Annotated in this window: 18 protein-coding genes; 1 reads left to right on the forward strand and 17 read right to left on the reverse strand. The window is 37.0% G+C overall.

The genetic code is table 11. The features are described 5' to 3' along the window. A complete protein-coding gene (locus WAO84_RS01450) occupies positions 1–969 on the forward strand; it encodes a hypothetical protein (protein ID WP_340063242.1) in 969 nt (322 codons plus the stop codon). Here WAO84_RS01450 and WAO84_RS01455 read toward each other — a convergent pair. From WAO84_RS01455 to murJ, 17 genes are all read right to left on the reverse strand, one after another. Beyond that, the gene (locus WAO84_RS01455; RefSeq protein ID WP_340063243.1) at positions 966–1934 is read right to left on the reverse strand and encodes an ATP-grasp domain-containing protein; all 969 of its coding nucleotides are present in this window, start codon (positions 1932–1934) and stop codon (positions 966–968) included. The two genes, WAO84_RS01450 and WAO84_RS01455, sit on opposite strands and share 4 nt — an antisense overlap. Continuing rightward, on the reverse strand, positions 1931–2956 hold the full coding sequence (locus tag WAO84_RS01460; RefSeq protein ID WP_340063244.1) for a glycosyltransferase family 2 protein: 1026 nt from the start codon (positions 2954–2956) through the stop codon (positions 1931–1933). The genes WAO84_RS01455 and WAO84_RS01460 overlap by 4 nt, the downstream gene beginning before the upstream one ends. A 207-nt stretch (positions 2957–3163) precedes the next feature. Next, entirely contained in the window at positions 3164–5269 is a 2106-nt protein-coding gene (locus WAO84_RS01465; RefSeq protein ID WP_340063245.1) for a GNAT family N-acetyltransferase, read from the reverse strand. Then, a complete protein-coding gene (locus tag WAO84_RS01470; RefSeq protein WP_340063246.1) occupies positions 5266–5883 on the reverse strand; it encodes a sugar transferase in 618 nt (205 codons plus the stop codon). The genes WAO84_RS01465 and WAO84_RS01470 overlap by 4 nt, the downstream gene beginning before the upstream one ends. 6 nt (positions 5884–5889) lie before the next feature. Next, a complete protein-coding gene (locus tag WAO84_RS01475; RefSeq protein ID WP_340063247.1) occupies positions 5890–6492 on the reverse strand; it encodes a formyltransferase family protein in 603 nt (200 codons plus the stop codon). Then, positions 6470–7084, reverse strand: a complete 615-nt coding sequence (locus WAO84_RS01480) for a sugar transferase (protein ID WP_340063248.1) — start codon at positions 7082–7084, stop codon at positions 6470–6472. Before WAO84_RS01480 ends, WAO84_RS01475 begins: the two co-directional genes overlap by 23 nt. An 11-nt stretch (positions 7085–7095) precedes the next feature. Further along, on the reverse strand, positions 7096–8406 hold the full coding sequence (locus WAO84_RS01485) for a phenylacetate--CoA ligase family protein (RefSeq protein ID WP_340063249.1): 1311 nt from the start codon (positions 8404–8406) through the stop codon (positions 7096–7098). A 96-nt stretch (positions 8407–8502) separates the two neighbouring features. After that, positions 8503–9819, reverse strand: coding sequence for a phenylacetate--CoA ligase family protein (locus WAO84_RS01490; RefSeq protein WP_340063250.1), 1317 nt, complete (start codon positions 9817–9819; stop codon positions 8503–8505). A 6-nt stretch (positions 9820–9825) separates the two neighbouring features. After that, positions 9826–10863 carry a sugar-transfer associated ATP-grasp domain-containing protein gene (locus WAO84_RS01495; protein ID WP_340063251.1) on the reverse strand — a complete coding sequence of 346 codons (1038 nt, stop codon included), beginning with the start codon at positions 10861–10863 and terminating at the stop codon, positions 9826–9828. 18 nt (positions 10864–10881) lie between these two features. Then, positions 10882–12012 (reverse strand): glycosyltransferase family 4 protein, encoded by a 1131-nt coding sequence (locus WAO84_RS01500; RefSeq protein WP_340063252.1) that lies wholly within the window; start codon positions 12010–12012, stop codon positions 10882–10884. Between the two features lie 9 nt (positions 12013–12021). Beyond that, complete coding sequence (gene asnB, locus WAO84_RS01505) at positions 12022–13920, reverse strand: asparagine synthase (glutamine-hydrolyzing) (protein ID WP_340063253.1); 1899 nt, start codon at positions 13918–13920, stop codon at positions 12022–12024. Between the two features lie 11 nt (positions 13921–13931). Then, positions 13932–15077: a glycosyltransferase gene (locus WAO84_RS01510; protein ID WP_340063254.1), complete on the reverse strand. Its 1146-nt coding sequence runs from the start codon at positions 15075–15077 to the stop codon at positions 13932–13934. Between the two features lie 7 nt (positions 15078–15084). Further along, positions 15085–16155 (reverse strand): glycosyltransferase, encoded by a 1071-nt coding sequence (locus WAO84_RS01515; protein WP_340063255.1) that lies wholly within the window; start codon positions 16153–16155, stop codon positions 15085–15087. A 16-nt stretch (positions 16156–16171) separates the two neighbouring features. Beyond that, positions 16172–16753, reverse strand: coding sequence for a serine O-acetyltransferase (locus tag WAO84_RS01520; protein ID WP_340063256.1), 582 nt, complete (start codon positions 16751–16753; stop codon positions 16172–16174). Continuing rightward, positions 16750–17994, reverse strand: coding sequence for an O-antigen ligase family protein (locus tag WAO84_RS01525; protein ID WP_340063257.1), 1245 nt, complete (start codon positions 17992–17994; stop codon positions 16750–16752). Before WAO84_RS01525 ends, WAO84_RS01520 begins: the two co-directional genes overlap by 4 nt. 1 nt (position 17995) lies before the next feature. Beyond that, complete coding sequence (locus WAO84_RS01530) at positions 17996–19075, reverse strand: glycosyltransferase family 4 protein (RefSeq protein ID WP_340063258.1); 1080 nt, start codon at positions 19073–19075, stop codon at positions 17996–17998. Positions 19076–19084: 9 nt separating this feature from the next. Beyond that, entirely contained in the window at positions 19085–20458 is a 1374-nt protein-coding gene (gene murJ, locus WAO84_RS01535; protein WP_340063259.1) for a murein biosynthesis integral membrane protein MurJ, read from the reverse strand. Between the last annotated feature and the right edge of the window lie 5 nt (positions 20459–20463).

Genomic DNA, 20463 nt, shown 5'->3' on the forward strand with positions numbered 1-20463 from the left:
ATGAAAAAATTACTTTTAAAAAGTGCTTTATACGCTATATTGTTGCTTCTTATGCTGGAAGTATGGGTTCGTATTTTTCATCTCAGTAAAGACAATCCTGTTCGTTTTATTGATGAAAAGAAAGTGGAGAAATGGATGCCTGATCAACAGGGGCATTCGGTAACCGGAAACCGTCGTCAGAACTTCTCGGAATATTCTATAAACCGCTCTGGCTTTAATTCTTATCGGGAATTTAGCCCGACCAAAGAAAAAGTAGAGATTGCACTGGTAGGTGACTCGTTTATAGAAGGGTTTCATCAAAATTATTACAATTCTACAGGAAAGAAAATTGAGAACAAACTCCTCGGGATAGAAGTGTATGAATACGGGTATGCCGGCTATGATATGGCCGATCAGTTACACCTTATCCATGCTTATAAAGACAAGTTTGATCTTATTGACTATGTGATCCTGGGAATCAAGTTTTCAAATGATCTGGGAAGGGGAAGCTATTACAATGTAGCCTCCCGTATGAAGTTTGAACAACCTTTTTACCGTATTATCCGAAAGAGTAAATTATTAGTCTATACACAAAATATAGGAGGACTGGACCCGGTAAGGGATCTGGCAACGCGTATTTTCTCTGTTGGTAAAACGAAAACCTCAGAGAAAAAAGAACCTACGCCGGAAGAAATCCGACAACAGGATGAAGAATACCTCAAAAACCTCAAAAGCCTTATGAATGAGTTTGGTTTTGACAAGGAGCGTTTTGTATTTTTGTTAGATAGCCGTGCAACAAGTAGGATTTTTATAGACTTTTTACATGAAAGTAATATTAAATACATAGACTTTGCCGATGAGTTCGCAAAAGCAAAACGATCTACAGACCTCATTTATGACAAGCACTGGAACAACTATGGAAGAGAGCTTATTGCGCGGGTGATCACTTCTTATATCAAGGAGCAGGAGGAAATAAAGAACAGGAATTAATTTTTTGGGTTTCGCACTAGAATTTCATCATCGTACCGTAACATCATAAGTTGATCTTCCCATATATCAAAACGTTCAGGTAAGGTAGCATTACATAGATATTCATCAATAAGCCAGCCAGGGTAATTGGCCCCTGAAAGATAGGAGAGTGGGAAGCCTCCGCCAAAGCGCGGATTTATCTCGATGCCTTTTACATCTCCCGTTTTTTTGTTCATAAATAGTTGAATAGTAATACAACCGCGTAAACCATCTATTTGCAGCATGTGCTCTTTTAAAAAAGCAACCAGTTTGTTCTTTTCTGTTTTACTTTTGCTTACCTCTCCTTCGCGCACTTCCATACGTTTTCGGGGTACAGCGCATATAAGTTTTCCATGACGGGTATAGTAGAGGTCACAAGTGTATTCATCAAACAAAGTATGATCGAGATATTCCAGGAACATAAGGTTGGTATCTCTAAAAAAATAGGGCATTATTTGTTCCTTTTTATGAACAATATGTGTATTTATGCTCCGACTCCCGTCAAAAGGCTTTACAAAAACAGGTAATTTAAAATGTTCTTTAGAATATTCTCGGGGGTGACTTATATTTCTCTGAGCAAAAAAAGAATGTGTTTCCCGTTTGTTAGCAAAGCATTGAATGCGAGACTCATTAGAGATCACTATCTGTACTCCTTGTTTGGCAAATAACGAACGATTCTTAGACAGCACCGGCAACTCGGTATCGATGGTAGGAATTAAAAGTTTTACGGCATTTGTTTTACATAGTACCAGTAACTGTTTTACATAATCAGGGTGTGTGGCTCTGTGAACTCCAAAATAACCGTCTGCCTTATAACTGGCAGGAGCAAATTCAGGATTCATATCGGTAATGAATACTTTTCCGTCAGGAAAACGCTTTTTAAGCTCTTTTTTAAAGCTTTTAATTAAGGAAACCCTCCTGCCTGCAGAAGTAATAAGTATATTCATTTGATTAAACGAAAATAAAAGCGATACGAAACAACAAACAGTTTTAACAATATGCTACGGTTGAAAACAAAAATAAGCAAATCATGCACGGGTCTGTCAAAAGGTTTTTTTCCGGTACGCTGAATAGGGTAGGCCCCATATTCATGCAGCACTTTCAATAATGGCATAAGCGTATGTAACTTTAATGAAGATCTTGTAAAACGGATTATGAGAAGGAACGTGTACCACTGTTGTTTTACTGTTAGCCTGTTTTTACAGGCACTCTCCAAAGAGTATTTACCAGAAAGTGTTTTCTTTAATTCTTCAATACGGGCAATACCATGCATAATACTTTTTATGAAAATCTCAAGATGCCCTTTTGTGAAAAGTCGCGTGATAGAGGTTTCATTTTTTCGGTACCGATGTATAGAAACCGGTACCTGAACGGTGCGTTCTGCTTTTAGATACAAAGCCGGAGTGTAAAAACTATCCTGAATAAATAAAGAGGGTTCAAAACAAAGCTTTGTGCGCAACAAAAAGGAGCGTTTAATAATGTAATACCAAATTTCGGAACTATAGTGATTATTAGCCAGGAACGACAGGCCTGTTTCCGGTTCCTTATCGTGGCATTGCCATTCGGTATGAGAGCGTATTTCTTTCTTTCCTGGCCCGTGCGCAACTGTTTCCGATCCAAAACGCAAAATATCTGCATTCTTACGCGAAGCGCAGGCTATTATTTTACTCATTTCACAACCCACCAGATAATCATCTGCATCCAGAAAATAAATATAATCTCCCATACTTTTGGAAAGCCCTAGATTGCGTGCACTGCCTACACCGGTGTGCGGTTGTTGAAGTAAATAAATATTGGTATATTGACGGGTATAATCTTCAACAATTTCCGAACTTTTATCGTTAGAACCATCGTCTATAACCAGTACTTCGTATTGATCTGTATATAGGTCCTGCCTTACAATACTTTCAAGGCAATCTGCTATGTACTTTTCATTATTAAATACGGGTATGATATAACTGAGAAGCATACAAGTGCATTGTTAAATAACGCGAACGTTTTTGAGGTTCTCTATATGAGTTATACGTAATAACTACTGCTATAGATGTACAAAAATGAAAAAAAAGATGGGTATTCTTTGTAAAAAAGGTTAAGAATTTTTATCGTGTTTTGTTCAGGTGCCTTTAAAACAATTTTCTTGTCATTAATTAATATACTTTTTTCAAAGAAAATGGGGTTAACTGGTTCTGTAAAAAGGGAAATAGTTTGCTTCGATGGTATTGGTAATTACCTGAATATCATTAATATTTTTTTTGAGCAATAACTCTTTGTACACTTTTTTATTTACGATCTTTCTACCTGTATAATACACAACATCCGGATCTTTCGGGAAGAATGACTTTTTGTATTTATAGAGTCCGTCATTATCTTCGCGTCCGCCTCCCAGGGAATAAAACTTTTTTCCCTGTTTCCGACCCCATTTCAAAACTTCGAGTTTCAAAAAGTCGTTAGGTCTGCTACTAAAATAGTTGGCATCGGTACCTCCTAAAAACGAATATACCGTATCTCTGGATAATAGGATAAACTCAGAAGAAATAGGGATCTCATCTTTATAAATAATTGCAATTACACAAATTTTTGGGTTCTGTGCGATCACGGTCTTGAAGTAATCGAGTTTATAAAAGTACCTTTCATCAGCATTATTGCGTTGCATGGTACTAATATAAATATCATAAAAGGTTTTTATGATCTCTTCGGGAATGTCTTTATAATATATTTTACACATGAGTTGCTCCTGTAGAGCTCTTCTGTAATTATTTCTTCCTTTGGATTTCAGGTTTTCCCATTGTTCTTTCTCGTCTCGTATAACTCCCATCACATTGTTAAGGGTGTGTACTAATGTACCGGTATAGTTTATATGATTCCCATTAAGGCTAAAACGCACAAATTCACTAACCACATTATTTTCTTTATACCAGGCATCTACTGCTTTCCAGAACTTGGTGAGATATTCTTTGGGCATTTCAGGTGAAAATGAGGGACCGCTATAACCGTAAGGAGAACACACATCAAAGTATGGCATTTTTTCATTGTTGATGTACACATCCCTAAAATAGAAAGGCATAACGATCATAGGGGTTTTATTCTTATGAAATACAAAATAGCAGAAGCGCTCTCCCCAGCCCTGCTCCAGAGAACTGGTGGTTATTCGTATTTTATAGAACGGATTGTCACAATCAATGGCTTTTAAAAGCTTTTTATACTTCTTGAAGTCTTTTTCATTTTCAATTTCTTTTACTTCAAGGTTCCAGAAATCGTCTTTTGGGTCTGATATTTTTAAAAGGCGGTCACATTTAGAGAAAATGATACCGGGCTCATACCGGTTAAACGAATCTACATCTTTATTTCCCTTGAGCCATTCCAGATAGATCGCTGCTATATTAACCCCGGCTTCATGAGAAAAGGGGTATCCGCCTCCAAACCGAGGGTTGAGTTCCAGCATGTACAGATCGCCGTTATGAAGAAATGCATCACAATCCATATTGCCTTCATGCTTTAGAGATTCTGCTATTCTTTTGCCAATATCTTCCAGCCGTGGATCAAGAACAGATATTGCTTTATCGGTTTCTCCCGAACGCATTGCCAGTTTTTCTCTTAGAAAAGTACCGTAATAATTTCCGTCAAAATCATTGAGAATGTCCATACCAAACTCTTTTCCGGTAAGTTTTTCCTGTATAATAATGGCTTTCTCAAGATCTTTGCTACTGGCTTTGCTAAGAATGGATTTTCGAATTTTTAGAGATTGCAACTTATATGAAAGAGCCAACTCCTCATCGTTTTCAGGGAAGTCAATACTTATAGAAGCACTTCCCCACCGGGGTTTTAGCACTAGTGGAAACTGAAGTTCTCCTTTTTCAATGGCTTCTCTGGCCTCCTGTAAAGTAAGATATGTTTTTGGGGTGTTAATTCCCTCAGATTGAAGAAACTTGAAGGTTTCCCATTTATCAAAGGCTATATCAATTACATTTTTACCCGATATAAGTACTTTAACACCGGTTTGTTCCAGTTTTTTTTTGTTTTCAGATAAAATAGGTAGTTCCAGATCATTTAATGAAATAACTGCATGAATATTTTCTTGCTTAATTATTTCAATAAGAGTAGGAATGTATCTCTCATTATAAATATCAGGGACTTTAATGGCTAAATCGGCATCTACCAGGGCAGGAGCAGTAAGTTGACGATCTACTGCCACTACTTTCCCATTACCCTGTAAGGCTTCTTTGAAGTAGTTAATTAAATAGTTGCGTCTTCCTGCACACGTAAAGAGAATATTACATTTCATGAGGTATGGGCTGCTTTTCGTTGTTCATCAAGGTCTGGCATATCAGAAGCAAGCTCGATGTTTTTTGATTCCAATACTTTTTTAAAGGTTTTAAAAATGATTATCACATCATTAAAAAACGACAGGTTTTTTACGTATTCGATATCTTTAGCTAGTTTGTCGTCCCAGCTCAGTAAGTTACGGCCTGATACCTGAGCGAGACCGGTAACCCCGGGCCTTACTGAATGTCGGATTTTTTCTTCGGGTGTATAATAGGGCAGGTAATGTACCCGTAAAGGGCGAGGCCCTACCAAACTCATATCTCCCTTAAGAATATTGAAAAGTTGCGGAATTTCATCCAATGAACTTTTTCTAAGAAAAGTACCAAAAGCGGTAACTCTTTGCTCATTGGGTAAGAGATTTCCGTTCGCGTCTTTCTCATCAGTCATGGTTTTAAATTTCATAATGCGAAAAACCTGTTCATTTTTACCGGGTCTTTCCTGAAAGAAAAAGGGTTTTCCTTTGTTTATAAAAAGAAGCACAAAGGTAATGGTCAGCGTGACCGGTATAAGCAAGATCAAACCGAAAAGCGCTGCACAGAAGTCAAATACCCGTTTAAAAAACCTGCGATACATGTCAAATCAGTTTGTGTTTTTCAATTGCCGTTCCATTTTTTTTATAGTATTGAGTATAATTCTACGGCCTTTCTTCTGAAATTTTTTATCTAGTGTATCAAAGGTATCATTATCTTTTATTTTTATAGCTTCCTGACATAAAATTACGCCCTCATCCACTTTTTCATCGATGATGTGCGTTGTTATGCCTGTAATTTTCACGCCATACGCAAGTGCTTGTTGAATAGCTTTACTGGTTTTACCAAAGCTGGGTAGCAGAGATGGGTGTATGTTCACTATACGTTTTGGAAATGTATAGAGCATGGGTTCTCTAATGATATAACCGTATGACAAAAGAAAGATTCTATCAATATTTCGTTTTTTCAATTCCTCAATAAGGTGTAGCTGGTAATCATCAACGTTGGCGAAATCCTTTTTCTTTACGCATAGCATTTCCACCCCGTATTTTTTAGCTGCCCGGGCTGCTCCCGAGTCAGGGTCTGTACATATAAGCAGCGTGATGCTGGAATTCTTGAGTTTTCCTGCTGCGTAATCTTTAATAAGTGTTCTGGCATTTCTGCCCCAGCCTGTGGTAAGCAGTGCCCAACTAAGTTTTTTTTCGGTATTCATCTAGATCTATCATTACGGATTGCGGATCTGCTACTACATCTTTGGAGGTAAGTACCCGCTGAAAAGTTTTTACAAGTATGGTACAATCAAGAGCAAAGGAAAGGTTTTGAACGTACTCGACATCCAGTGCCAGTCGTTCTTCCCAAGGTAACAGGTTTCTGCCGGATACCTGGGCAAGCCCTGTAATTCCGGGACGTACCGAGTGTCGTTTTCGTTCGTGATCTGTATAAAACGGCAGGTAGCGTATGAGCAAAGGCCGGGGCCCGATAATGCTCATATCTCCCTTTATGACATTTAGCAATTGAGGAATTTCATCTAATGAGGTTTTTCGTATAAATGCACCTATAGAAGTTAACCGTTGGTTATCGGGAAGAAGATCTCCACTCATATCCTTACGATCGTTCATGGTCCTGAATTTAATAATGCGGAAAATACGCTCTTTATATCCCGGCCTGTGCTGATAAAAAAAAGGTTTCCCGCGATTGGCAAATGTCAAAAAAATAAGGATAAAAATAAATACAGGCAATAAGAGAGTTAAAGCGATTAAAGCGATTAAAAAATCACCGGTTCTTTTCAGGAATTTAGTGTACATAGACCGGTTTATTAATTCTTTAAATAGTTATTCACGATTGTTTTTCTTTTCCCTGAGGCAAGTAATGGTATATCATCTACATACTCAAAATCAATCCGGGCATCTGTACCCAGATATTTTTGATATTCTTTTCGCATGGTTTCTTCTTCTTCAAAAGTATCTACTGTATTTAGTTTAAAAGTATAGTGCTTAGCACTCTCCTGTACCAGTTGCATTTGAATTATATTTTTATATTTACCGGCATTGAGTATTAAAAAAGAAGATACAATATCTCCCTTTGTATTGAGTATTACATCCATTTTTCGTCCGTCTATTCGTTCCAATACAGGAAATTCATCAGGATTATATTGCTGCATAACTCCTACATCACCGGTATCGTAACGTATAAGGGGCATGGCTTTATTAAAAAGATCGGTTACTACGATCCTTCCGGGGGTGCCAAAAGGTACTGGTATGTCACTGTCAAGTTCTAAAACCTCAATATGATAGCTGGCCCAGTTAATTTGAAAATCGTTTCCCTTTTTGGGAAGCTGCTGTGCTATAATACCGTTTTCCATATTTGAATAACGGGACACTACCGGTGTTTTAAAATAATATTCCATACCTTTTTTGGTAGAGTCACTTAGACCCTCAGACATAGCTATTATAGAGGTTATATTATAATCCTTAGGTTTTTTTTCGGTACGTTCCATGTAATTACATATAGCTTGGTAACTGGAAGCATACCCTAAAAAACCTTTTTCTGATTGATCTGAAGCCAGTGCTATTAACAGGTTTTCAATATTTTCATCTGAAAAATCAATTACTTCTACCTGAATCACATTTTGAAGCCATGCCAGAAGTTTACTTTTTTTATAATACCGGGTCCAGTGTCTCAAATAGTAAAGTGTATTGCCTAATTCAAAGCCAGCTTGTCTGGCATAAAAAATCATATCTGCAGCACCTCGTTTTTTCTTGTCGGTATCTTGGTAAACAGAAAAAGGTGTTCCTGTAGAGCCGCTGGTAGTGACTTTAGAAACCGTTTTGTCTTTATAGAATGATGAACGAAAGTCATTTTGGGAATCCCTAATTATATTTTTATTAATAACGGGAAAGGTTTCCAGAGGGATGTTTTTTCCATTCAGTTTTTGATAAAACGGCACGGTGGCGGTGGCAAATTTGAGTATAGAATCCAGATACACATCTTTTCTATGGTTTGCTGTTGCATAATCAGTATGGTGAATTATACTTTCAATATCCTTCAGGTGTTTTGCAATTTCGCTGCCTTTACAGAAATCTACGACCCAATAAGATCTTTTTCGTAATCGTTGAAGCAGTTGCATATAAATGGTTTTTAGGTGATTGTATGGTTTAAGTTTAAATTTTTAAGGTCGCTGCAATTTTTAAGAGTATAAGTTACGTAAAAAACTGCATTATGTTTAGGGAGCTTTATTTTCTAAATACTTGTTAATCATTATTTTATGTTTCCCCGAAGGAAGCAGGGGAATTTCATTTACATATTTTATTGTGATGATTGCGTCTTCTCCCAGAAACCCCTTAAAACGGTTTATTAACTCGGCTTCCCGATTGAAACGATTATTTACTTTTAGTTTAATGGTATATTCATTAATGCCTTCCTGTATGGTTTGTGATTGCACGATTCCTTCAAACAGCGATGTTTCGGTAACTGCAAAAGAAGAGATGAGTTCTCCTTTTGTATTTAAAAGGACATCCATTTTTCTTCCTTCTATACTGGAGAGTACCGGACCAAAACCTTCGTTATTCTCGGACATTATACCTACATCTCCCGTATCGTAACGAATAAAGGGCATTACTTTATTAAAAAGATCGGTTACAATGATTCTGCCGGGTTCTCCGTAAGGTAGTGGAGTATCATTTTCCATATCTGCAATCTCTACGTGATAGCTGGCCCAATTAATATAAAAATGATCACCCTTGCCGGGCTTTTGTTGGGCTATAATACCACACTCCATATTGGAATAACGAGACACTACTGGGGTTTTAAAATAATATTGCATTTCCTGCTTTACATGGTTGGGGAGCGCTTCGGAAGTGGCAATAATAGATTTGATCCTGTAATCTTTGGGAGGTACTTTATGCTTCTTGAGATACCTGCGTATGGTATCAAAGCTGGAGGGATACCCGATTATATTTTTATCTGCTCTGTCTTTTAATAGTTTTTCAAGCAGTTTAGCCACTTCTTTATCGCTAAGATGTAAAACATCAACGGGTACGATATTTTGTAACCAGATACTGAGTTTACTTTTAATGAGGTCCTCGCTCCAGCGGCGTAAATAGAACAGTGTACTGCCTAATTTGAATCCGGCGCTTTCTGCAAAATAAATTACGTCTGCTGCGTTTCGGTTCCTTTTATCCCTGTCTTTATAACTGGTAAAAGGAGCACCTGTAGAACCACTGGTCAATGCTTTATGAAGCTTGTCCTTGTCCTGTCCGGGGAGTATAAAATCATCTATTTTAGCGGCCATATCCCGTTTGGAGATCACAGGAAAACGGGTTAGTTTAGTGACCCCATTATACTTTTGGTAAAAGGGAATATGCGTTGCCGTATGTTTTAATATGTCTTGCAGTGATTTTTTCTTTAGGCGAAGAGCTTTCTTATCTTCATAATGCTCATTAATAAAACAAATGTATTTGTATTTTCGATAAATATCTCCTCCTTTCAAAAAATCAAAAGCCCAAAATGCTCTGTTCCTTATGTAATGAAAGAAATGCATGATTTTTTATACCTGTTTAAGGATTTCTTGAATAAGCGGATGGTTACAGTACCCCCCATATGCCATATCTGACATATGCAGGGATGGATCTGAGTTTCCTTCAATGATGTAAGGTCCGTCAAGTCCTTTGGCAATATCCCAACCAATAATTCTGTTAGGAAAATGATCAACGGCTTTTTTTACCAGCTTTTTTGTATGCTTAAAAAACGGAATGGTGTATTTGTCAAAAACAACTCTGCTGTCGGGATGTGCCACATATTCACCTCCACCAGAAGTGATATTCTGTTTGCCAGTACCTCTTAATTCACCTTTTTGCATATCTACACTTACAAAGATGTCCCCTGAAGATGAATTATCTGTAATGCTGGCACCTATACCAAAACGCATTAGTGCTGAAAGAATGTGTGTTTTCCCAACCGGGTCAATATAAGTGTCTATCCGTAGGGTACTAATAGCATTAGCATTAATTTTGTTTATAAGCGGATGTTGTTCCAAGACTTCCTGATGGATGTAACAATTTTTAAGGAGGCTTTCAGCATGTATTTCAACATCATTTTCAAATGTGTTTTTGTTTAACACAAGGCAACCAAAACCTCCGTTCTTTTCTAGCATTTTTATAAAAATACGTGTCTGACCGGTTTTTTTGAATACATTTTCAAAAAAGATAATAAGCTCTTGTTTTGTTTTTATTTTAAAGACTGATTCTCCGAAGAAAAAGTGATTTTTAAGATTATAACTAAGCAGTTTGGGTACCGGTAAATTATAAGCACTGCAAAAAAAGGCAAAACTTAATTTGCTCTTTAATAAAGAAGATATTTCGGGATAGACCATATTTGGAGAGTTTATAATACTCCTGTATTGCTTCATACTTAAGTATTTCCCATAATTTACTACCCCTTTGCGATACAAATGTTTTCGTATGTAGTCTGAAGGAATTTCTTTTTTTAACCATCCGTATGTACCTGCTTCTTTAATAATTAGCCAATATGGTTTCTTGTTAGGATCATTTATAAAAAAGCGTAGTTTTTTTATTCTGGAGATCATATCTGTATGATTTAAATATTATGATTCTATCAATTCAATAAGCCTGGCATTTATAAGTTTAACGTCAAATTTTTTCTCTGCTAATTTTCTGCTTTCCAGTCCCATGGAGGTTATTTTTTCTGGTGATTTCAGGAAAAAGGTGATTGCCTCAATCAAATCTTCTAAAGACCTCGGTGTGACCAGAAAACCATTTTGCTCTTTAATTACTGTTTCTCTGCATCCGGGAGCATCTGTTGTGATAATGGGCATTCCTACTGATAAGGCTTCCAGTATAGAGCGTGGTACTCCTTCTCTGTAAAAGGTAGGAAGTACAAATACATCTGAGTTGTGCAAATACGACTCAATATGGTTTTGCCTGCCATGATGCACAATAATCTTTTCTTCGTGGTATTTGCGAAGGGTTTCATTTCCTATGGCAGAAGGGGAGCCTTTGGGTGAGCTTCCCAGAATATGGAATTCTGCTTCCGGAAATTGGGGTTTTATTTTTTTGGCTGCTTCTACGAATAAATGAACACCTTTTTCCCTTATGAGCCTTGCGACAAAAACAAAGATGATCTTTTTCCCGTCATTGGTCTTTTCACGAAACGGATAGCGATCAAGGTTTACTCCAGAGCCATCAACAATATCGTATTCCTGAGAAGGATTCAAAATATTTTTTTCAAGGAACAGATGATAATCGTCTCTGTTTTGAAAAATAACTATTTTGTTTTTTCTTAAAGCAAAGCGATACAATAGCTGTGTGATTTTTTGAAGGATACGGGCTTTTTTTGATACCCCGCTAAATGTATAGCCCAAGCCGGTTATTAATGAAAAAACAGGTATTCCGAGGGATCTGGCCGCTAAAGAACCGTATATAACGGGTTTTATGGTATAAGGAAAAACAAAGTGTATAGAATACTTTTTCATGAGGCTCCTTAGCTCAAACAGAGATTGCAGATCTTTAACGGGGTTAAGACCGGATCGCTGAAGCGAATATTCCACAGGAACGGCACCCAGGACAATGAGCTCTTCCCGTGTTTTTTCATCTATTTCAGGCGAAGCCGCAAACACACTGTAGTCATTAGCAATAAGATCTGCAATAAGATCACCCCTGAAATGAGTTAGTGATTTTGCATAAGAAGCAAGTACTAGTATATTTTTTTTATTCATAAATTCTGGTTATTGCATGTATTGATGGTGATACCACTTTTGGAAGCAGTAAAATGCCCATACCCTAAAAGTGTTATCACTTTTACTACTTAGGTGGTCTTTCACCAGTTTTACAACGGTATCTATTTTAAAGAGGCCCTGTTTTTCGAGTTTTTGAGGTTCTATATAACTTTCAAGTTCAGTACGAAGACTCATTCTAAGCCAGTCTCCAACTGGTGAGCCAAACCCGCTTTTACGACGTTCCAGAAAATTTTCAGGAAACTGATCTTTAAATGCTTCTTTGAGAATGTATTTTTTGTTCCAGCCTTTCATCAGGTAACTTTCCGGCAGGGTATTGGCAAATTCCCATAATTCACGGTTAAGGAATGGTGCCCGGCATTCAAGTGAGTTCATCATACTGGTTCGATCTACTTTGGGGAGCATTCCTCCCTCAAGACTCAGTATTTTATCTACCAGTCTGAAATGAGTAAGGCTCACGGGCTTATCTATATTCAATTTTTCTTTATACTCTTCAAAAAGGCTATTGTCAAACAAATGAGGCAACATGATTTCCCGTAACTGATTTTCGGTATTTGCGAGCGAAATGATATCCCAGTAAAACTGGCCATTATAATCTACAGCATTTAACAGTTTTCGAATTTTAAATCTTTTTCCTCTATGGTCATCTTTAGTAGCCAGAAGTGCAGATGCTGCATTGCGTATAAAACCATGAAACGACTTGGGTACCAATTGGGTGTACTTCTGGTTCATTTTTCCAATGTAATACTTATTATAGCCTCCAAAAACTTCGTCTCCACCATCGCCGGTAAGTGCTACGGTTACGTATTGCCTGGTTTTGTGTGACATAAGATGGGTAGGCAGTGCAGCCGTATCTGAAAATGGTTCATCAAAATTGAGCAGAATTTCATGAATGCTATTTTTCAGATCATCTTCATCAATAATAAACTCATGGTGATTGCTATTTATAAGCTTGGCCACCAGTCTGGATTTATCAGTTTCATCAAAAGAAGCCTTTTTAAAACCAATGGAAAAAGTATCTATCTTTCTGCCGGTGCTTTGTGAGAGGCAAAGAGATACGATCGAGGAATCTACCCCCCCGGAAAGAAATGTGCCCAGAGGCACATCGGATACGGATCTACTGTTTATACTTTCATATACCATATCCTTTACTTTTTTACGGGCAGTATCAAAAGAAATATCTTTTGTTTTTGGCACTGGTTCCTCATGAATAGGAAATATACGGAAAGAGTGGTTGGTGAGGTCATATTCTAAGCACCGATTAGCTTCCAGCTTATATACACCTTCATAGATGGTATAAGGTGCAGGTATATAAGTAAGCCTGAAGAACAGATTTAACCCTTTTGCTGATACAGGGGGTATTACTTTCAGGCTCTTTTTTATAGACTTCAGCTCAGATGCCCATAGAAAAGAGTCATTCTGTGCGGTATAGTAAAGTGGTTTTTCACCAAAGAAATCACGTGTAATATACAGCTTGTGCAGGTTTGCATCGTAAATACTGAAAGCATACATACCATCTAGTTTTACGAACGAAGCGGTGCCTTGCGTTTCATAAAGCTTTAATATGACTTCTGTATCACTGGTTGTTTTAAAAACGTTTCCCCGGGCTTCCAGTTCTTTTTTAAGTTGCCGGTAATTATAGATCTCCCCATTAAAAACGATCGCAATTTTTCCATCTTCTGAATACATAGGTTGTTTTCCCGATGCAAGATCTATAATAGCAAGCCGGCGCATGGCCATGCCTATACTGTATTGGTCTGAGCTAAAGGCAACTACCCCGTCATCATCAGGACCTCTGTGAATAATAAGATCATTCATGGCCGAGAGTTGTTTGGTTATCAACTCTTTAGCAGTAGTTTTTTTAGTTACGATTCCGTTTATTCCACACATGTACGAGGTGTTTAACTTTTTATAAATTCATTAAAATGGTTATAAATGGTATCCAATTGGTATTGAGAAGCCCTTTCCAGGCTTAGCGCACTGTATTTTTGACGTTCTTCAGGATTTTCACAGAGATACCTCAGCGCTTTTGCTAATCCGGCAGTGTCATCGTTGTTTATAAGAATACCATAAGTGGCCCTGAAAAAACCTCCTTTTTCAATTTGTAATGGCTTGTTGTCATGAAGTAATTCCAGAGGGCCGGAAAGGCAATTGGTTGAGATACAGGGAAGACCTACAGCCATTGCCTCCAAAAGTGCATTTGGAAAGCCTTCCGTAAATGATGATAACACAAAACAATCACTTGCTAACAAATGAGTATTTACGTTTTTAACACGGCCTTTAAGAAATACCTGTTTCTCTAACTGTAATGTGATAATTTGATTTTTCAGATCGTTTTCGAGGTGTCCGTTCCCTAAAACCGATAGTTCATACTTCGTGCCTAATTGGGCAATAGCCGCAATGATCATTTGTTGGTTTTTTCGGGTATTCAGAGTTCCTACATTTATTATTTTAAAAGGTGCTTCAGTATTTTTAATAGAGGAGGGGACCAGGGTATTCTTAGGCAATTCTATAGGATTGTAAACTACTTCCATGGGAATGGTGATCCCAAAATTTTCTTTTAGATCCTGATTGATGTAAACTGAATTTGAAAAAAGCTTATAGCAACGATTATACAAAAGCGGATAAAATATTTTGGCTATTTTTAATGATAACTTACTGGTAGTATTGTCTGAAGGAAACCCACGCTCGCTCACATACATTTTAGTACGAGGATTAAACATAGCTATGATGCCATTAATTAAATTGGGGAAAGCCAGAAAGGAAACGGCATACTCAATTCTTTTTCTGCGCAATAGTCTGTGGTATTTAAAAAGAAAACCTATCGTATCTATTATTTTTTGTCTGAACTTGCGATCTGGTCCCTGTTTACAAAAAATCACCGTATCTACTTCATCGGGAATAGGAAAGTGGATTTCATTGTAAAATAAGACCAGGGTCACATCGTAATCATTAATAAGTTTTTTGAGCAAAAGACTTATAACCTTTTCGGCCCCACCACTGGTAAAGCTAATATCGAGGATACTAATTCTCGGTTTTTGGGACATAACTAAATTACTTTATAATTTCTTTAAAGAGAGACTCGTATTTGTTCAAAATAGTACTCCTATTAAATTTTTTATATACAGATTCGCGAATTAATTGTGGTTTCCATTCTTTTTCTTCCTGGAGTAAGGACAGGTACTCATCTTCGCTGTTTACCAAATACCCGTTAACGTTGTGTTCTATGATTTCACGGGTACCTCCGGGAACATTAAATGCAATTACAGGAGTGCCTACCACACAGCTTTCCAGTAAGGCATTGGGAAAACCTTCTACAAAAGAACCCTGAAGAAACATATCGTGGTCTGCCAGAAAGGTATCTACATTTTTAGTAAAGGGAATATGGGTTATTTTATTCAGAATACCGTATTCGCGAGCCTTGATAAAAATATCGCTTTTGAGGTCACCATCACCAACAATGGTATAGGTAAAAGGGAAATCAAGTTTAGATAATATTTTAAGAATTCTGAAATGCCCTTTTACTTCGGTTAGCCTGCCTACAGTAATAAATCGCTTTTCTTCGCGGTATTCCCTGTTTAGTTTCTTAAGAGGGGGTATATGTGAAATAGGATTATTAATAATTGCTATTTTATGCATAGGCACACCATAATTGGTTACCATATCGGTGGCCATATCTTTGGACTGGCAAATAAGGCCATCCAGTTTTTTGTAACTATTTCTTACCAGTGAAGAAGGGTACCAGCGTTTTCTGGTCTTTTTTTCCTTCTTACGATAACTTAAAACAGTCGCTTCTCTGCCAATAAAACGGGTTTTGGCAAAGAAGGGAGAGATAAGTGCCATAGCGGCATTTAAGTGAGCAATAGAGCTTACTACCACATCAGGACGCTTTCTCAAAAGAAAGAAAAGCATAAAAGGTATGGCATATAATACTCTGGGTTTATTGAGGTAGGTTACTTCAATACCATTAACATCATAAGCAGTATCTTTCGCATACCCTGCAATTAAAAGCCGGGAATCAAAAGTATCGGGATCCAGGTTTTGTGAAACAAAAGAAATGATCCTTTCGGCACCACCGGGAACCAGTGATGGTAAAACAAAGACGATACGGATTTTTCTTTTCATGGTACCGGCATTTATATTAAATATGCTTAATTATTTTTTTAATATTTACTTCTTTGATCTTTTGAGCCGGGTTTCCTGCAATAAGGATCCCATCTTCTGGAAATGATTTGTTGACTACTGCATTGGCACCAATAGCTACATTGTTACCGACTATAATGTCTCCGTATATTTTGGCCCCTGGGGCTATATATACATTATCTCCTATTTGCGGAGCCGCTTTTTTACCACCTGAGGCACCAATATTGGTACAGGCGTGAATTCTACAATTTTTACCTACTTTACTATTAGAGTTTACTATGATCGTTCCATAATGTACAATGGCCAGACCGGGTCCAAATACATTGGGGGGTATGGAGAACCCCATTCTTATTGATACTCTCCTGAACTTTAACTTTAAATAATTTTTATAAATTCCTGAAAAAAAGCCTTTTTTACAATTTGTATAATATTCCAGTTTTCGAAGAGTTTTTTGAAATTTCCATATAGGATGGGGAAACAAAAACTCTTTTATTCTCGAAGTTATGGACAGGTGTTTTATTTGCAGGGCACGTTTGTCTTCCTGAAGATAGTGCAGATATTCCTTTTTAGAAGTTATCATACTGACTGGTATTTTTTATTGGCTAAATTTGATTCTCTAACAGGAAGGTTCCTGATTTCAGCAACTTTTTTATGACCATCGATCAAATAGGCAAGAAACACAAATATGATAATGAGGTATGGCTGGTTAAGAATAGTTTGCAGACTTAACATAAAAATATAAAAAACGATCAATGTAGATAGGCAGAAACTTCGATCATCTCCTTTTAATTTAAGGCTCTTGACAAAGAAACTTATTAAGATAAAGCAAAAAATAATGAAGGTAATAAGCCCAGCGTCTGCCCAAATACCCATATAGGTATTATGTCCTCTCATTACCACAGAATGGTCAATACCGTTACCGAGGAAGGGGTTTTCATAAATGGTTTCTAACAAATTTGACAATAATTCCCCCCTTCCTGAGTTATCTACTTCATCCGTACTTAAAGTAACCACATTTACCAGGTTTTCTATTTTATATCGCTGATTGGTCGTAAGAGGCATATCAGCAGTAAGCGTCTTCAGATTTAAAATGAGTATAAAGCCTACAACTCCCAAACCGGCCAGTAAGAACAGACGCTGTTTATTAAAGAATTTTTGGTTACTTAAAACAAATGTAATTATGAAAACCGAAAGTCCTGTAGTTGAAAAGGTGAGTACAAGGCTATAAAAAACAACCCCATATAAAAAATATTTAAACAGTTTCATCCTGCGGGTTTTCGCTACAAAAAATTGTTTGATCAGCAGGAATGACAGAATACATACCAATGCAGCGTTATTAGCATCTCCATAAAGACCTCCGGCTCTGTCCAGTTTATAAATATGTACTCCTCCATAGTCAATATCAAAGTTTTTCTTAAACATAAGAATGGTGAATATAGAGGAGATGAGAAAAGTATACATAAGAACTTTTGCAAAGAACTTTTGGTTTTCTTCCTGTTTAAAAAAGAAGTAGAAAGCCGCAAAATATACTACTGGGATAAGTGTTCGCATTATAGGTGAGCTCACCCCATGATATGCGGTTGCAATTAGTCCGAACACGTAATAACTAATATAGAAAACAAACCACATGGTGGCGGTTTTTGAATAGGTGCCCGGTTGTTTGAGTTGCGTGAAAATACCAATAATAAGCAATAAAACATTGCCATACGCAAATACTTGACTTAACGGGACAGATACAAATTTGGATATAAGTACCTGCACGTTAAGGGCACTAAATATAAAGGGCCATATAAAAAACAATATGACGGTTGCTTTCTTCACGTTATTTCTTTACCATTTTTTCAAAAAGTACTTCGTATTTTTTAGCTACGGATTCAATACTAAAGTTTTCCAGTGCCTGAAGGGCATTGGTTCCTAATTCATGAATACGTTTTTCATCATTAATAAGCTCGCCCAGTTTTTGTTGCATTTCTTCGGCATCCTGATCGGTTACTAAAATACCGGTTTTTCCGTCTGAAATGATATCTGAAGGTCCGGTTTGACAATTATAGGCAATAGAGGCCATACCCTGAGACATTGCTTCCAGCAGAACCATGGGAAGTCCTTCAAATCTTGAGGATAGTATGAAAACGGCACTCTGATTCATAATTTCTGAGATATTGGAAACAAAGCCCAGGAATACTACCTGATCTTCCAACTCGTGTTCTTCCACAAGTTCTTTTAAGAGTTTAAGACCCGTATCTCCCGAACCGGCTATTTTTAAAGTCCATTCTGGATTCGCCTTTAAAACAGGGGCGATAAAAGGTATCAGGTTATCAAAACCTTTATGGTGATACCGGTCCAGTTTACCTACTGCCAATATTACTTTATCCCTTTGAGTATTGTATGTTTCCTGAGGCTTAAAAGTACAGGGATTAGGCATTACTACTACTGGGGCTTTGTATTTTTGATAGAAATCCAGATCAAATGAAGTAAGTACCGTAACAAAGTTGGCTTTTCGGTACAGATACTTTCTGGTAAAGTTGGAAAGGAACAGGGGAGGCATTACCCTAAGATAGCTATTGTGTTCAGTAGCAATGATATTGATATTATACAGTCTTGCTACCGGAATAACGATAAGGTTGGTAAGGGTAATAAATGAGATAATAACATCGGGCCTGTTCTTTTTTCTGGCGTAGTACCGTGTTAAATTGACAAAACTTCGTATGGTATGATTGGGAATGATACCTCCTGAAAGCTTTTGTCTTTTTATATAAGAGGGGAGTTCGTATTCTTCTCCGCGATTAATAGTGATTACGGTTACATCATAGGTTTGGCTTTCAGCAAAATGAGTTGCTAAAAGAGTTAATACCCTTTCTGCACCTCCACCTCTTAAAGAACTGATAATAAAATCAATTTTCATAATTAAATGCTACGTGTTTAATTGTTTGAATGCCAATTTGCGCTGTTTTAACGTAAACGTTACAAATATGATGCTGGTAATTATATAAATAATGGTTGTAGCCATAATAAGCCCATACACTTTAAAATACTTGATAAGTATGATATTGAGTATAATATTTAAAGTGAGGCTTAACAGTGAAACCCACGCCATAAAACTATTGCGATTTATACTGGTAAGAAACCTGACCAGTACCAGGGTACATATATAAAAAGGAACATAAATAAATGCAATTTTTTGAACGTTGGCCACGATAACGGTATCTTCTGAAGTAAATTCTTTTCTTTCGAAAAAGAACTCTACAATGTTGTTGGAAAACAGGATAAGAACAATGGCAACGCAAAGTGCCCCGAAAAATAAAAGCCTGAGAATAAAAAATAATTGTGTATATGCTTTTTTTATATCAGTATTTACTAATCTTGAAAAATGGGGAAGCAATACATTTCCCAAAGCAAGGATTAAAATACTTATGGTGAATGCCGGGAATCTAAGCCCGTAATTAAGTGCAGCAATAGAACCTACAGCGAGCTGCGCTGCAAAAAACTGATCTACAAAATTATTAAGTCCACTGAGTAACCCTGAAGACACTTTTGGAAAAAGCTGGCGTATCATACTTCTGGTATTTTTATTAAATACCGGTATGCCAAAGCGCAGGATCTTGAATCTCATAGCTACTATAAGCACTGTGAGAAATCCAAGGGAACTACCTATTAGGGTGCCTATGGCCAGCACCTGGTCGCCCATGCTATCTTTGAAAAATTTAAGACAAATTATGATTGAAATGGCAATAAAAACTCCGGATGCACTTGTAAACACGTATTTATTGTCAATTTCCAGTAATCCGCTTAGTATGGAACCAAATCCCCAGAAAAAAACACAAGGTAATAACACATACAGTTGTGACCGTATTAATGCATAATAAGAAGGGGAGTGCCCCTTGAACATAATATCCAGGAAAAACTCTGAAAAGACCAGGGTAAACAGGCTTAGTGCTACACAAATACCAAATACCAGTATAAATACCAGCATCTGAAAGGAACCTTTATTGCCGGAGCTTTCTAATTCCTGAATATAATTGGGAATAAATATAGATTTTAACGCATTGATAAATACATTCTGAATGAATGAGGGAATGAGAAAAGCTATAAAAAATGTGTCTAACAGCTCTGAAAGGCCAAAATATGCGGCAACTACTGTTTCTTTATAAAAACCTATAATTTTAACGGCAAATGTAATAGACCCTACTATGACTATGTTAACCAGTAAAGGGTTCTTAATAGCCTCGGCAGGATTAAGCCATTCTTTCTTTAAAAAAGGTTTAAGTATTGCCGCTATATTTTTCATTCATA

The sequence above is a fragment of the Ascidiimonas aurantiaca genome, assembly GCF_037646345.1.
GTDB lineage: Bacteria > Bacteroidota > Bacteroidia > Flavobacteriales > Flavobacteriaceae > Ascidiimonas > Ascidiimonas aurantiaca.

Coding starts and splice junctions, on each gene's coding strand:
- WAO84_RS01450 (WP_340063242.1), top strand. CDS start 1: ATGAAAAAATTACTTTTAAAAAGTGCTTTATACGCTATATTGTTGCTT.
- WAO84_RS01455 (WP_340063243.1), bottom strand. CDS start 1,934: ATGAATATACTTATTACTTCTGCAGGCAGGAGGGTTTCCTTAATTAAA.
- WAO84_RS01460 (WP_340063244.1), bottom strand. CDS start 2,956: ATGCTTCTCAGTTATATCATACCCGTATTTAATAATGAAAAGTACATA.
- WAO84_RS01465 (WP_340063245.1), bottom strand. CDS start 5,269: ATGAAATGTAATATTCTCTTTACGTGTGCAGGAAGACGCAACTATTTA.
- WAO84_RS01470 (WP_340063246.1), bottom strand. CDS start 5,883: ATGTATCGCAGGTTTTTTAAACGGGTATTTGACTTCTGTGCAGCGCTT.
- WAO84_RS01475 (WP_340063247.1), bottom strand. CDS start 6,492: ATGAATACCGAAAAAAAACTTAGTTGGGCACTGCTTACCACAGGCTGG.
- WAO84_RS01480 (WP_340063248.1), bottom strand. CDS start 7,084: ATGTACACTAAATTCCTGAAAAGAACCGGTGATTTTTTAATCGCTTTA.
- WAO84_RS01485 (WP_340063249.1), bottom strand. CDS start 8,406: ATGCAACTGCTTCAACGATTACGAAAAAGATCTTATTGGGTCGTAGAT.
- WAO84_RS01490 (WP_340063250.1), bottom strand. CDS start 9,819: ATGCATTTCTTTCATTACATAAGGAACAGAGCATTTTGGGCTTTTGAT.
- WAO84_RS01495 (WP_340063251.1), bottom strand. CDS start 10,863: ATGATCTCCAGAATAAAAAAACTACGCTTTTTTATAAATGATCCTAAC.
- WAO84_RS01500 (WP_340063252.1), bottom strand. CDS start 12,012: ATGAATAAAAAAAATATACTAGTACTTGCTTCTTATGCAAAATCACTA.
- asnB (WP_340063253.1), bottom strand. CDS start 13,920: ATGTGTGGAATAAACGGAATCGTAACTAAAAAAACTACTGCTAAAGAG.
- WAO84_RS01510 (WP_340063254.1), bottom strand. CDS start 15,077: ATGTCCCAAAAACCGAGAATTAGTATCCTCGATATTAGCTTTACCAGT.
- WAO84_RS01515 (WP_340063255.1), bottom strand. CDS start 16,155: ATGAAAAGAAAAATCCGTATCGTCTTTGTTTTACCATCACTGGTTCCC.
- WAO84_RS01520 (WP_340063256.1), bottom strand. CDS start 16,753: ATGATAACTTCTAAAAAGGAATATCTGCACTATCTTCAGGAAGACAAA.
- WAO84_RS01530 (WP_340063258.1), bottom strand. CDS start 19,075: ATGAAAATTGATTTTATTATCAGTTCTTTAAGAGGTGGAGGTGCAGAA.
- murJ (WP_340063259.1), bottom strand. CDS start 20,458: ATGAAAAATATAGCGGCAATACTTAAACCTTTTTTAAAGAAAGAATGG.